Genomic DNA, 12,701 nt, shown 5'->3' with positions numbered 1-12,701 from the left:
CCCCCGCCCCCGCGCGGGCGGCGCGGGGGCTGGGCCCCCGGCCGGCCCGCCGTTTCCCGCCCAGAACTCCTCTACGGCTCCTGCGGCTCCCCCAGTCCTCAGGACCAGGTCGCGACCACGTACCCCACGCCGTACGGCGCGTCCTCGTACAGCAGCGAGCCGCCGAGGTCCGCGCCCTCGGCGGCGCCCGCGAGGACCTGCCAGCAGGCCCGGCCGGAGGCCTTCAGTTCGTACGCCAGCTCGGCGTCCAGCGCCTGCAGGGCCGCCACGTCGGCCGCGCCCAGCGCACGCGCGACCTCCGCGTCGAACGGGGCCGCGCGCTCGTCGAGGTAGCCGGGTGCCTTGAGCGTGCGGCAGGCGCTGGCGTCACCCATCACCAGCAGCGCCACCCGCTCGGCCCGGGCGGCGATTCCCCTCCCGGTCTGAATACACCGCTCGGGCTCCAGAGGTTCCCCCACACCGAGTCCCTCGATCGGGGCGTCGGACCAGTCGATGCGGTCCAGCAGCCAGGCGGCGACGGCGAGGGAGGTCGGTAGCGGGCGCTCCGGGACCGGCCCCCGCTCCGGCCCGAGCCGCACGTCCACATCCACGCCGAAGCCGCGGAACGAGCCGCGGGCGCCCTGCGGGTGCGGGCCACGCCCGCTCTGCTCGGCGGGCCCCACAACGACGAGGCGGTCGGGCCGGGCCGCCGCGAGCACACCCAGCGCGTCCGTGCAGGCGGCGCGAGCCCCGTCGAGCTCGGGCGCCGCCCCAGCGGCGACCGGCGGCACGAGAAGGGGCGGACACGGACAGACTGCGGCTGCTACAAGCATGATCGGCAGCCTACTTCCAGGCCCAGGGCCAGGACTCGGGATGGGTGCTCCACGCCAGTTCGCCGAGCCGGTACACCACGCGAAACGTGGCCATCATGCCCTCGATGTTCGCGTAGTAGGCGTCCCCGTCACCGATCCGGTAGACCTGTCGGCGCTTCTGGCGCAGCCCCACGCCCGGACGGTGGGTGCACGCGATCTCGTACAGGCGGGCGCGGGCCTCCTCCCGGGTGCCCTCGAAGTGCGTCACTTCGTCGACGTCGTGATGGTCCCCGTAACTGCGGTCGACCAGGACCACCCAGCGCGCCATGCCCCGCCCCGCCTCTCCTGCATGACCGGCGGCGGGCGCTCAGTGCGCCGCGCAGCCGCCCGTGGCCACCGGCAGCGGCTCGGGAACCCCGATCTTCGGGAGGCCCAGCATGACACCCGCGGATTCGGCGGCCTCGGCCGCGTTCCGCTTCTCCCAGGCGTCCCCCGCGCGCGTGCGGCGCACATCGAGGACGGCGCCCTCGGCGAGGAGGTGGTGGGGGGCGGCGTAGGTGATCTCGACCGTGACCACGTCGCCGGGGCGGACCTCCTGGTCGGGCTTGGTGAAGTGGACCAGGCGGTTGTCGGGGGCGCGGCCGGAGAGGCGGTGGGTGGCGCCGTCCTTGCGGCCCTCGCCCTCGGCGACCATCAGCTCCAGGGTGCGGCCGACCTGCCTCTTGTTCTCCTCCCAGGAGATCTCCTCCTGGAGGGCGACAAGACGCTCGTAGCGCGCCTGGACGACCTCCTTGGGGATCTGGTTCTCCATGGTCGCGGCGGGGGTCCCGGGACGCTTGGAGTACTGGAAGGTGAAGGCCTGCGTGAAGCGGGCCTCGCGGACCACGTGCATGGTCTGCTCGAAGTCCTCCTCGGTCTCGCCGGGGAAGCCCACGATGATGTCGGTGGTGATCGCCGCGTGCGGGATGGCGGCGCGGACCTTCTCGATGATCCCGAGGTAGCGCTCCTGGCGGTACGAGCGGCGCATCGCCTTCAGGACCGTGTCCGAACCGGACTGCAGGGGCATGTGCAGCTGCGGCATGACGTTCGGCGTCTCGGCCATGGCCGCGATCACGTCGTCCGTGAAGTCGCGCGGGTGCGGGGAGGTGAAGCGAACGCGCTCCAGGCCCTCGATCGCGCCACACGCGCGCAGCAGTTTGCTGAACGCCTCACGGTCGCCGATGTCGGAGCCGTACGCGTTGACGTTCTGGCCGAGCAGCGTGATCTCGGAGACGCCCTCGCCGACCAGTGTCTCGATCTCGGCGAGGATGTCGCCGGTACGGCGGTCCTTCTCCTTGCCTCGCAGCGCCGGGACGATGCAGAAGGTGCAGGTGTTGTTGCAGCCGACGGAGATCGACACCCAGGCCGCGTAGGCGCTCTCGCGCCGGGTCGGCAGCGTGGACGGGAACGCCTCGAGGGACTCGGCGATCTCGACCTGCGCCTCTTCCTGCACGCGCGCGCGTTCCAGCAGGATCGGCAGCTTGCCGATGTTGTGCGTGCCGAAGACGACGTCCACCCAGGGCGCCTTCTTCACGATGGTGTCGCGGTCCTTCTGGGCGAGGCAGCCGCCGACCGCGATCTGCATGCCGGGCCGCGAGGCCTTGCGCGGCGCGAGCCGGCCGAGGTTGCCGTAGAGCCGGTTGTCGGCGTTCTCACGCACCGCGCAGGTGTTGAAGACGACGACGTCGGCGTCCCCGTCGGAGCCCTCGGGGGCGGGTACGTATCCCGCCTCCTCCAGCAGCCCGGACAATCGCTCGGAGTCGTGGACGTTCATCTGGCACCCATAAGTGCGCACTTCATACGTCTTCGAAGAGGGAACGTCCACTGCCGGGCTCCGGTCGCTGCTGCTGGTCATGGCTCAAGGGTAGGCGCTTGCGGGGAGCACCCGTCCCGGGGCGAGCGGCTCCTCCGCCATTGCCGGGGCCGACCGGCGCCGACCTTCGAGGCGGCTGCACGGATGACGTGAATCACGTGAGGGGTGACACCAGGGGGCTTTGCATGACCATGCGCCGTGATGCATAATCTTCCTATGTCCAAGGTCCTCACGTCCCTCCCCGCCGGCGAGCGCGTCGGCATCGCCTTCTCCGGCGGTCTCGACACCTCCGTCGCGGTCGCGTGGATGCGCGACAAGGGCGCCATCCCCTGCACCTACACCGCGAACATCGGCCAGTACGACGAGCCCGACATCGACTCGGTGCCCGGCCGCGCGCACGCCTACGGTGCCGAGATCGCGCGCCTGGTCGACTGCCGTGCCGCGCTGGTCGAGGAGGGACTGGCCGCGCTCACCTGCGGGGCGTTCCACATCCGCTCGGGCGGGCGGGCGTACTTCAACACCACGCCCCTGGGCCGCGCCGTCACCGGCACGCTCCTGGTCCGGGCGATGCTGGAGGACAACGTCCAGATCTGGGGCGACGGTTCGACCTTCAAGGGCAACGACATCGAGCGGTTCTACCGCTACGGCCTGCTCGCCAACCCGAACCTGCGGATCTACAAGCCCTGGCTGGACGCGGACTTCGTGACCGAGCTCGGGGGCCGCAAGGAGATGTCCGAGTGGCTGGTCGCGCACCAGCTGCCGTACCGGGACTCGACCGAGAAGGCGTACTCCACCGACGCCAACATCTGGGGCGCCACACACGAGGCCAAGACCCTGGAGCACCTCAACACCGGCATCGAGACCGTCGAGCCGATCATGGGCGTCAAGTTCTGGGACCCGTCGGTCGAGATCGCACCCGAGGACGTCACGGTCGGCTTCGACCAGGGCCGCCCGGTGACCATCAACGGCAAGGAGTTCGGCTCCGCCGTCGACTTGGTCATGGAGGCCAACGCGATCGGCGGCCGGCACGGCCTCGGCATGTCCGACCAGATCGAGAACCGGATCATCGAGGCGAAGAGCCGCGGCATCTACGAGGCGCCCGGCATGGCCCTGCTGCACGCCGCGTACGAGCGTCTCGTCAACGCGATCCACAACGAGGACACCGTCGCCCAGTACCACAACGAGGGCCGGCGCCTGGGCCGTCTGATGTACGAGGGCCGCTGGCTGGACCCGCAGGCCCTGATGATCCGCGAATCGCTCCAGCGCTGGGTCGGCGCGGCGATCACCGGCGAGGTCACCCTGCGTCTGCGGCGCGGCGAGGACTACTCGATCCTCGACACCACGGGCCCGGCGTTCTCGTACCACCCGGACAAGCTGTCGATGGAGCGGACCGAGGACTCGGCCTTCGGCCCGGTGGACCGGATCGGCCAGCTCACCATGCGCAACCTCGACATCGCCGACTCCCGCGCCAAGCTCGAGCAGTACGCCGGCCTCGGCCTGATCGGCACCGGCAGCCCCACGATCGGCGCCTCCCAGGCCGCGGCCACGGGCCTGATCGGCACCATGCCGGAACTCCCCGAAGGCGGCGCCGAGGCGATCGCGTCCCGCGGCGAGGTCTCGGAGGACGAGGCCCTGCTGGACCGGGCCGCCATGGAGTTCGGCACGGACTGAGTCACCTCGTGAGCGAGGCCGGTGCGACCGCGCACCGGCCTCTTCTCATGTCCGCCCGTCCCGCGACCGCATCAACGGCTGGATCCGCGTCCCGAACCTCTCGATGCCTTCGAGGAAGTCGTCGAAGACCAGCATGATCCCCTTGGTCCCGTCGACCCCGGCGATTTCGTCGAGCATGCGCGCGACACTCTCGTACGACCCGACGAGCGTCCCCATGTTGAAGTTCACGGCGCCCTCGGGCAGCACGATGGTGCGGGCCGTGGAGGAGTCGTCGGCGGTGGTGTCGGTGGCCGACTCCCCCGCCATGTAGGCGAGCGCCGCATGGTCGGCGCCTTCGTGATAGTCCTGCCACTTCGCGCGGGCGGCCTCGTCGGTCTCGTCGGCGATGACCATGAACAGGGACAGGGCACCCACGTCACGGCCGGTCTCCCGCGCCGCCTGAACCAGCGTGGCCGCGCTGCCCGAGAAGGCCAGCGGTGTGTTCACCCCGCTGCCCAGGATGAAGTTGTAGTCGGCGTGCCCGGCGGCGAACCGCATGCCCGTGCCGCTCTGCCCGGCGGCCACGATGTCGATGTGCCCGTCCTTGGGCCGCGGCGAGAGCACGCAGTCGTCCATCTCGTAGAACTCGCCCTTGAAGTTGCTGACGCCCTCGCTCCACAGCTCCTTCATCACCGTCACGTACTCCACGGCCCGCGCGTACCGGTTACCGAAGTGCTCGTCGCCGGGCCACACGCCCATCTGCGCGTACTCGCCGGGCGCCCAGCCGGTGACGATGTTGACGCCGAACCGTCCGGGGGCGATGGAGTCGACCGTGACCGCCATGCGCGCGACGATCGCCGGCGGCAGGGCGAGGATCGGCGTGGAGGCGTACAGCTTGATCCGCTCGGTGACCGCGGCCAGGCCCGCCATCAGCGTGAACGACTCCAGACAGTGGTCCCAGAACTCGGTCTCGCCGCCGAAACCCTTGAGTTTGATCATGGACAGGGCGAAGTCGAACCCGTGCTCCTCGGCCTTCTGCACGACAGCCTTGTTGAGCTCGAAGGTCGGCATGTACTGCGGGGAACTCTTGGAGATGAGCCAGCCGTTGTTGCCGATGGGGATGAAGACACCGATGTCCATGCCGCTCCTCATGATCGGAGGCTGCCCCGTCCGACGGCACGGTACACGGCCGGAATTTCGGCAACTTCCTGTGAAGCATGGGCAGTTGAGGTAAGGAAAGGGCGGGAAACAGCTCGTCGGAAACTGTGAAGCAGGTTTCGAACGGAAACGGGAACGATAAGTTCCCTCCATGAACGCGCGGCTCGCTCTTCTCGGCACGGTCACCCCTGGTGCGACGGAGAGCGAGGTCTTCCGGCTGGCGCTCGGGCATGCGGTCGGCGAGCTGAGCGCGCTCGGCGGAACCATGCACCTGCGCGGCCCGATGTCCGCGCTGCGCCTGGTGTCGTCCGTCGGTCTGCCGCCCGCCGTCACCCGCTCCTGGGAGATCGTCGACCAGGAGGGCCCCCTGGCCCCGGCCCGCGCGCTCCAGCAGGGCGAGGGCGTCTGGGTGCCGCTGTCCCAGGACGCGCCGCAGGAGGTCCCCTGGCCCGGCACCGGCCTCGCCGCCCTCCCGGTGTTCAGCGGCCGGCGCAGCATCGGCGCGCTGACCGTCCTGGCCGGCGAGCGGGGCGAACCCACCCCGCGGCACTGGGACTTCCTGCGGGACGTCGTCGCCTGGACCGAGGACCGCATGGCCCAGGCACCACCGCCCTCCGGCCCCTCCCAGGCGGAACTGGGCGGCGAACGGCTCCGGCAGGCCCTGAAGGAGGTCCAGGTCGGCTCGTGGGACTGGGACATCCGCAACGGCGACCTGATCTGGGACGAGGCCGCCCTGGCCTTGTACGGCACCCGCCCGACCGACTTCACGGGCCGGATCGACAACTGGATGCGGATCGTCCACCCCGACGACCTGGCCCCCACGCTGGCGGCGGCGCAGCGGGCCATCCTCGACCACAGCGTCTACGAGGCCGAGTACCGCGTACGGCGCCTGGACGGCACCTGGGGGTGGACGCAGGCCCGCGGCCGGGCCACCTACGACGAGCAGGGTGAGCCCCTCCGGATGATCGGGGTGGGCTGGGAGAGCAACGAGTCGCGCACCGCGCGCGACGCCCTCGGCAGGGCCCTGCGCCACATGAGCGACGGCTTCCTCGCGGTGGACGACGAGTGGCGGATCACCTTCGCCAACCTGGAGGCGGAACGCTTCCTCGGTTTCTCCGAGGAGGAGTTGTTCGGGCGCCTGCTGTGGGACCTGCCGGCCACCCGGCAGGTCCCGGGCCTGAAGGAGGGCTGTCTGGAGGCCGGGGCCCAGGAGAAGCCCGCCGGCTTCGACGTGTACGTCGCGGAGTGCCGGCGTCGGCTGCATGTGCGGCTGGTGCCGGGGCCCGACGGCCGCACCCTCTACTTCCAGGACGTCACGGAGAAGCGCCGGCTGGCGGAGGAGCGGCAGGCGACGGAACGGGCCGCGGCCGAGCGGGCGGTGAGGATCGCCGAGCTGACCACGGAGCTCGCCAAGGCGACGACGTCACGGGACGTGGTGGACGCGGTCGCCCGGCGGGTGCTGCCGCCGTTCGCCGCCTCCGGACTGATGGTCCAGGTCAGCGAGGGCGACCGGCTCCACCACGTCGGTGCGGTCGGCTACCCCCAGGACTTCGTGGCCCTCCTCGACAGCCGCTCCCGGGCTGCGACCGGCGATCCCGCCTGGGACACGATCGCGTCCGGCCTCCCGCTGTTCATGTCCTCGGCCCACGAGTACGCCGCCCGCTATCCCGAACTGGCCGGCTTCCCCGCCCGCGGCGAGAAGAAGTCCTGGGCCTTCCTGCCGCTGACGGCGTCCGGGCACACCTTCGGGGTGTGCGTGGTCTCCTTCGACCGGCCGCGGCTCCTCGACGACGAGGAACGCGCCCTGCTCACCACGATCACCGCACTCGTCGCCCAGTCCCTGGAGCGGGCCCGGCTCTACGACGCCGAGCACACCCGGTCCCGGGAACTCCAGCGCAGTCTGCTCCCCCAGGCGCTGCCCGACCTGCCCGCGTGCACGGCGGCCGCGCGCTATCTTCCGGCCGGACCGGGCGCGGACGTGGGCGGCGACTGGTACGACCTCATCCCGCTGTCCGGCGGACAGGTCGCCCTGGTCGTCGGCGACGTGATGGGCCACGGTCTGCCGGAGGCGGCCACCATGGGCCGGCTGCGCACCGCGGTGCACACCCTGGCCGACCTGGAGCTGCCGCCCGGCGAGATCCTCGGCCACCTCAACGACATCGTCGGCGGCATGGGCGAGGCGTCGTACGCCACCTGTCTGTACGCGCTCTACGACCCGACGACCCGGGTCTGCTCCATCGCCCGGGCCGGCCATCCACCGCCGGCTCTCGTACGGCCCGACGGAACGGTGCACTTCCCCGAGCCGGACGCCGATCCACCGCTGGGAGCCGCCAAGCCGCCGTTCGAGACGGCCGAGTTGGAGGTGCCCGAGGGCAGTCTGCTCGTGCTGTACACCGACGGGCTGGTGGAATCGGCGAAGCGGGAGATCGACGAGGGCATGGCGGAGCTGGCGCGGCTGCTCGGCGCCGCCCACGCCGACGGGACCGCCGTAGACCTTGAGCGCCTGTGCGACACGCTGACGGCCGGTCTCCTGCCGACGGACCAGCAGGCGGCCGACGACGCGGCGTTCCTGGTGGCCCGTCTGCACGCGCTGCCTGCCGACCGGATGGCCGGCTGGTCCCTGCCCGAGGACCCGAAGGCGGCGAGCCAGGCCCGCCGCCATATCCGCGAACAGCTCGCGGCCTGGGACCTGGACGACCTGTCCCCCACCACTGAGCTCCTGGTCAGCGAACTGGTCGGCAACGTGGTCCGGCACGCCCGCGGTCCCGTCCGCCTGCGCCTTCTGCACACCACCGAGTTGATCTGCGAGGTCTACGACGGCAGCCAGACCATGCCCCGGATCCGCCGGGCCACGGAGACCGACGAGGGCGGCCGGGGCCTGCAGCTCATCTCGGCCCTCTCCACCCGCTGGGGCGCCCGCTACACCCCCACCGGCAAGTGCATCTGGACGGAACAGTCCCTGCGGGGCCCGGACCGGCCGTCGGACGTGCTCTTCCTGAACCCCGCGGACTTCGACGAGGACTGGGACGCACTCCTGTGAGAACGCGTGCCCGTTCGGCCCAGCACAACGGGCCGGACGCCGGGGCGCGTCCCTAGGGTCGCGGTGACGGCTGTTCAGGCCCCCCGAAAGGCACGACCCATGAGAATACGCACCACACTCACCGGCGCCGCCGTGGCAGTTCTGGCCACCGCAGGACCGCTGACCGGCGTCGCACATGCTCAAGGCGACCGCGACTGCGCCGACTTCGTCTACCAGGAGGACGCGCAGGCGGCGTTCGACCTCGACCCCACCGACCCCGACCGGCTCGACGAGGACCGGGGACGGGACGACGGCATCGCCTGTGAGGTGCTGCCCCGAAGGGACCACGAGGCCGTGAGCGTGGCCACGCCGCTTCCGACGGCGACCGTGACCGTGGCCACGCCTCTCCCGACGCTCGGTGTCCAGGGCGGGTCCGGTGGCGCTGTGGGCCCGGCCGGCTTCGAGCGGGCGATCGGCGTGGCACTGGCACTCGGCGGGGTCGGGCTCGCGGGTGCGTATGTGGTGCGTCGGCGTCGGGCCACACAGCCGCAGTCCCGTCTCAAGGGTCGATGAGCCCGGCCCTTATCGCATACCGGGTCAGCTCCAGCCGGTCCCGCATCCCCAGCTTGTGCAGCAGATTCGCCCGATGCCGCTCGACCGTCTTCGCGCTGATGAACAGCAGCTCGCCGATCTCCTTCGTGGTGTGTCCCTCGGCGACGAGCTTGAGGATCTCCTCCTCTCGCTCGGTGACGGCCCGCGCGGGCAGGTCGTCACCGCGGTGCAGCCGGTCGAGGTAGGACCGGACGAGGGCCCGCTCGGCGCCGGGGTAGACGAAGGACTCGTCGCGCACGGCGGCCCGGCACGCCTCGACGAGATCGCGGTCGGCGACGGACTTGAGGACGTATCCGCTCGCCCCGGCCTTGAGGGCCTCGAAGAAGTACTGCTCGTTGTCGTACATCGTCAGGATCAGGATCCGTAGGTCCGGCAGCCGCCGGGACAGCTCGCGAGCCGCCTGGAGCCCGGTCATCCGTGGCATGGCGATGTCCAGCACGGCGAGATCGACCTCACGCGCGCGTGCCAGCTCCACCGCCTCCGCGCCGTCGCCCGCCTCGGCCACGACCGTGAGATCCGGCTCCCCCTCGAGAATCAGCCGCACCCCCCGCCGTACGAGAGTGTGGTCGTCGGCGAGCAGCACCCGGGTCGGCCCGGACATCAGCGCACCCCCGCCGCGACCGGTATCCGCAAGCGCACATCCGTTCCTCGCCCAGGCCCCGCCGTCACCGAGAACACCGCCCCCACCAGCAGCGCCCGCTCCCGCATGCCCTGTATCCCGGCTCCCTCGACCGCCCCGCCCAGACCGCTGCCGTTGTCGCGCACGAGGAGCTCGACACCCCCGGCGACGGGCTGGAGCCGCACCTCGGCCCGGTCGGCGGCGGAGTGCCGCGCGGTGTTCGTCAGGCCCTCCTGGGCCACCCGGTAGACGACCAGTTCCGACTCCTCGGTCAGCCGGGGCAGATCGCCCCCGACGTGATGGCGCACGGTCAGCCCGTGCGTGGTGAACTCGGCCGCCAGGGACCGCAGCGCGCTCGGCAGCCCGAGCTCCTCCAGCACGCCGGGCCGCAGTCGGCGCGCGATCCGGCGGATCTCGTCCAGACCGGCCCGCGTGGCCTCCTGCGCCTGTCCCACTTCCTCCCGCAGCTCCTCCGGCGCACGGTCGGCGACTCGCTTCAGCTGGAGCAGAACGGCGGTCAGCGTCTGCCCGACCTCGTCGTGAAGCTCACGCGCGATGCGATGCCGCTCCCTCTCCTGCGCGGAGAGCGCGTGGGCCGCGCCGGTCGCCCGCTCGGCCTCCAGCCGGTCGAGCATGGTGTTGTACGTCGTGATCAGCGCGGCCGTCTCGGAGGGACCGGAGACGGGCGCACGCACCCCGGGACGCAGCAGATCAGCGGCCGCCATGGCCCGCCCCAGCCGCTGGAGCGGGATGAGCCCGACCCGCAGCACGACAGCGTTGGCGGCCAGCAGCAGAGCGAGCCCCCCGAGGACGACCACGGCCTCCCCCTGGCGGACGGGCGTCGACACGGTGACCGGGCCCAGCAGCAGCGCGGCGGCGACGACGAGGCCCGCGGCGTTGAGCGAGAAGATCCGCCAGAACAGCGACACGGTCCTGCCCTCGCTCCTCTCGTACGACGCCCGAGGAGCCAGTCTCGCCGGGCCCCGTCGCTCGCGTATATCCGTCACGTCACCCATATCGCCACCGTACGGGGACCTGGCAGCATGCGAACCCGGCACCCGTGATCACACGAACCACAAGGGGAAGAAACGTGTCTGCACCACGCCTGAGGGCGACGCCGCTGCCGGGGATCGGGGTCCAGTACGACCTCATGACCCGCGAGGACCGCCATCTCTCCGTGGTGGCGCACCGCGACGGTGCCCGTACCGTGAGCGTGTACCGGGCCGACGACCCCGACTCCTGCGCCCAGTCGCTGCGCCTGACCGGCGCCGAGGCGGGCGCCCTGATCGACGCGCTGAAGCCCTCCCACCACAGCGCGAGCCTCCTCTACACCTCGGACCTGGGCCTGGTGGCGGAGCGCGTCGAAGTGGCGGCCGGCTCCCGCTGGAACGGCCGGGTCCTGGGCGACACGAAGATGCGCACGGACACCGGCGCGTCCGTCGTGGCGGCCCTGCGCCGGGCCGAGGCGATCCCGTCCCCCGCGCCGGACTTCCGCCTGGCGGGCGGCGACATCCTCATCGTCGTGGGCACCCGCGAGGGCGTGGACGCCGCCGCAGCGATCCTCGGGCGGGAGTGAACGCGTGCACTCCGCGGTCCTGCTGATCGAGTTCGGCTCGATCATCCTCGGCCTGGGTCTCCTCGGCCGTTTCGCCGCCCGTTTCCGCCTCTCCCCCATCCCCCTCTACCTCCTGGCCGGCCTGGCCTTCGGCGAGGGCGGCCTGCTCCCGCTGGGTGCGAGCGAGGAGTTCGTGTCGATAGGCGCCGAGATAGGCGTCATCCTCCTGCTCCTGATGCTCGGCCTGGAGTACACGGCCGGCGACCTCGTCACCAACCTCAAGGCCCACTACCCCTCCGGCCTGGTCGACGGCGCCCTCAACGCCCTCCCGGGAGCGGCGGCCGCTCTCCTGCTGGGCTGGGGCCCGGTGGCGGCGGTGGTCCTGGCGGGCGTCACCTGGATCTCCTCCTCCGGCGTCATCGCGAAGGTCCTGGGCGACCTCGGCAGGGTCGGCAACAGGGAGACCCCCGTCATCCTGAGCGTCCTGGTCCTGGAGGACCTGGCAATGGCGGTGTACCTGCCCATCGTCACCGCCCTCGTCGCCGGAGCGGGCCTGCTGGCCGGAAGCCTGACCCTGGCCATCGCCCTCGGAGCCGCGGGCCTGGTCCTGTTCGTGGCGGTCCGCTACGGCCGCCTCATCTCCCGCTTCGTCTCGAGCGACGACCCGGAGAAGCTCCTGCTGGTGGTCCTGGGCCTGACCATCCTGGTGGCGGGCGTGGCACAGCAGCTCCAGGTCTCGGCAGCGGTGGGCGCGTTCCTCGTGGGCATCGCCCTCTCGGGCGAGGTGGCCGAGGGCGCCCACACCCTCCTGAGCCCCCTGCGAGACCTCTTCGCCGCGGTCTTCTTCGTCTTCTTCGGCCTCCACACGGACCCGGCGAGCATCCCCCCGGTCCTGCTCCCCGCCCTGGCCCTGGCCCTGGTCACCGCGGCAACCAAGATCGCCACCGGCTACTGGGCGGCCCGCCGAGCCGGAATCTCCCCCAAGGGCCGCTGGCGCACGGGCGGCGCCCTGGTGGCCCGCGGCGAGTTCTCGATCGTCATAGCGGGCCTGGCGGTCTCGGCCGGCATAGCGCCCTCCCTGGGCCCCCTGGCCACGGCCTACGTCCTCATCCTGGTCATCCTCGGCCCCCTCACGGCCCGCTACACGGAGCCCCTGGCGACACGACTGACGGCTCGCCGCGAGTCCCCGACGACGACGGAGAGCGGTTCGCGGGTGGCGGAGGCGTCGGTGGGGCGGGACGGCGCCTAAGGGGGTGCCGGGTGGGGTTGTCGGGCGGCTGCGGGTCCGTTGTGGCTGGTCGCGCAGTTCCCCGCGCCCCTGGGGAGTCGCAGTCACCCGCGCCAGGACGGGCCGTTGGCCGCGTACGGCGCGAAGGGGACGGGGTGGGGGGTGTCCGCCCGCAGCGGCCGGCGTCCGTTACCGAGCCCTGCTCAAGGGACCGAGC

General features: G+C 71.7%; 11 protein-coding genes. 5 read left to right on the top strand and 6 right to left on the bottom strand.

What is annotated here, in order from left to right:
• Positions 1-98: 98 nt before the first annotated feature.
• The 3 genes from RNB18_RS50510 to miaB are packed head-to-tail and all read right to left on the bottom strand — an operon-like array spanning position 99 to position 2,685.
• The gene (locus tag RNB18_RS50510; RefSeq protein WP_311720866.1) at positions 99-812 is read right to left on the bottom strand and encodes a class III extradiol dioxygenase subunit B-like domain-containing protein; all 714 of its coding nucleotides are present in this window, start codon (positions 810-812) and stop codon (positions 99-101) included.
• Positions 813-822: 10 nt separating this feature from the next.
• Positions 823-1,119 (bottom strand): hypothetical protein, encoded by a 297-nt coding sequence (locus RNB18_RS50505; protein ID WP_311720865.1) that lies wholly within the window; start codon positions 1,117-1,119, stop codon positions 823-825.
• Positions 1,120-1,158: 39 nt separating this feature from the next.
• Entirely contained in the window at positions 1,159-2,685 is a 1,527-nt protein-coding gene (gene miaB / locus RNB18_RS50500; protein WP_311720864.1) for a tRNA (N6-isopentenyl adenosine(37)-C2)-methylthiotransferase MiaB, read from the bottom strand.
• A 174-nt stretch (positions 2,686-2,859) separates the two neighbouring features.
• Between miaB and argG the strand changes: the two genes are divergently transcribed.
• Positions 2,860-4,314 (top strand): argininosuccinate synthase, encoded by a 1,455-nt coding sequence (gene argG / locus RNB18_RS50495; protein ID WP_057613288.1) that lies wholly within the window; start codon positions 2,860-2,862, stop codon positions 4,312-4,314.
• 45 nt (positions 4,315-4,359) lie between these two features.
• On the opposite strand, the gene rutA is transcribed toward argG, so the two are convergent.
• The gene (gene rutA / locus RNB18_RS50490) at positions 4,360-5,433 is read right to left on the bottom strand and encodes a pyrimidine utilization protein A (protein WP_311720867.1); all 1,074 of its coding nucleotides are present in this window, start codon (positions 5,431-5,433) and stop codon (positions 4,360-4,362) included.
• Positions 5,434-5,602: 169 nt separating this feature from the next.
• Between rutA and RNB18_RS50485 the strand changes: the two genes are divergently transcribed.
• Together RNB18_RS50485 and RNB18_RS50480 are read left to right on the top strand one after the other, a co-directional pair.
• Positions 5,603-8,491: a SpoIIE family protein phosphatase gene (locus RNB18_RS50485; RefSeq protein WP_311720863.1), complete on the top strand. Its 2,889-nt coding sequence runs from the start codon at positions 5,603-5,605 to the stop codon at positions 8,489-8,491.
• A 99-nt stretch (positions 8,492-8,590) separates the two neighbouring features.
• Positions 8,591-9,043, top strand: coding sequence for a hypothetical protein (locus RNB18_RS50480; protein ID WP_311720862.1), 453 nt, complete (start codon positions 8,591-8,593; stop codon positions 9,041-9,043).
• Here the strand turns inward: RNB18_RS50480 and RNB18_RS50475 are convergent.
• Both RNB18_RS50475 and RNB18_RS50470 read right to left on the bottom strand, forming a co-directional pair.
• Positions 9,030-9,683: a response regulator gene (locus RNB18_RS50475; RefSeq protein ID WP_069761575.1), complete on the bottom strand. Its 654-nt coding sequence runs from the start codon at positions 9,681-9,683 to the stop codon at positions 9,030-9,032. The two genes, RNB18_RS50480 and RNB18_RS50475, sit on opposite strands and share 14 nt — an antisense overlap.
• The gene (locus RNB18_RS50470) at positions 9,683-10,717 is read right to left on the bottom strand and encodes a HAMP domain-containing sensor histidine kinase (RefSeq protein WP_311720861.1); all 1,035 of its coding nucleotides are present in this window, start codon (positions 10,715-10,717) and stop codon (positions 9,683-9,685) included. Before RNB18_RS50470 ends, RNB18_RS50475 begins: the two co-directional genes overlap by 1 nt.
• Before the next feature lie 74 nt (positions 10,718-10,791).
• Here RNB18_RS50470 and RNB18_RS50465 point away from each other — a divergent pair, with 74 nt between their 5' ends.
• Together RNB18_RS50465 and RNB18_RS50460 are read left to right on the top strand one after the other, a co-directional pair.
• Positions 10,792-11,277 carry a cation:proton antiporter regulatory subunit gene (locus RNB18_RS50465; protein WP_311720860.1) on the top strand — a complete coding sequence of 162 codons (486 nt, stop codon included), beginning with the start codon at positions 10,792-10,794 and terminating at the stop codon, positions 11,275-11,277.
• 4 nt (positions 11,278-11,281) lie between these two features.
• A complete protein-coding gene (locus tag RNB18_RS50460; RefSeq protein WP_311720859.1) occupies positions 11,282-12,505 on the top strand; it encodes a cation:proton antiporter in 1,224 nt (407 codons plus the stop codon).
• Positions 12,506-12,701: the final 196 nt, after the last annotated feature.

Origin of the sequence: Streptomyces doebereineriae (genome assembly GCF_031845645.1) — a bacterium.
GTDB lineage: Bacteria > Actinomycetota > Actinomycetes > Streptomycetales > Streptomycetaceae > Streptomyces > Streptomyces canus.
The sequence above is the reverse complement of the archived record's forward strand: the minus strand, read 5'-3'. Positions and strand labels throughout refer to the sequence as shown.

Coding starts and splice junctions, on each gene's coding strand:
- RNB18_RS50510 (WP_311720866.1), bottom strand. CDS start 812: ATGCTTGTAGCAGCCGCAGTCTGTCCGTGTCCGCCCCTTCTCGTGCCG.
- RNB18_RS50505 (WP_311720865.1), bottom strand. CDS start 1,119: ATGGCGCGCTGGGTGGTCCTGGTCGACCGCAGTTACGGGGACCATCAC.
- miaB (WP_311720864.1), bottom strand. CDS start 2,685: ATGACCAGCAGCAGCGACCGGAGCCCGGCAGTGGACGTTCCCTCTTCG.
- argG (WP_057613288.1), top strand. CDS start 2,860: ATGTCCAAGGTCCTCACGTCCCTCCCCGCCGGCGAGCGCGTCGGCATC.
- rutA (WP_311720867.1), bottom strand. CDS start 5,433: ATGGACATCGGTGTCTTCATCCCCATCGGCAACAACGGCTGGCTCATC.
- RNB18_RS50485 (WP_311720863.1), top strand. CDS start 5,603: ATGAACGCGCGGCTCGCTCTTCTCGGCACGGTCACCCCTGGTGCGACG.
- RNB18_RS50480 (WP_311720862.1), top strand. CDS start 8,591: ATGAGAATACGCACCACACTCACCGGCGCCGCCGTGGCAGTTCTGGCC.
- RNB18_RS50475 (WP_069761575.1), bottom strand. CDS start 9,683: ATGTCCGGGCCGACCCGGGTGCTGCTCGCCGACGACCACACTCTCGTA.
- RNB18_RS50470 (WP_311720861.1), bottom strand. CDS start 10,717: ATGGGTGACGTGACGGATATACGCGAGCGACGGGGCCCGGCGAGACTG.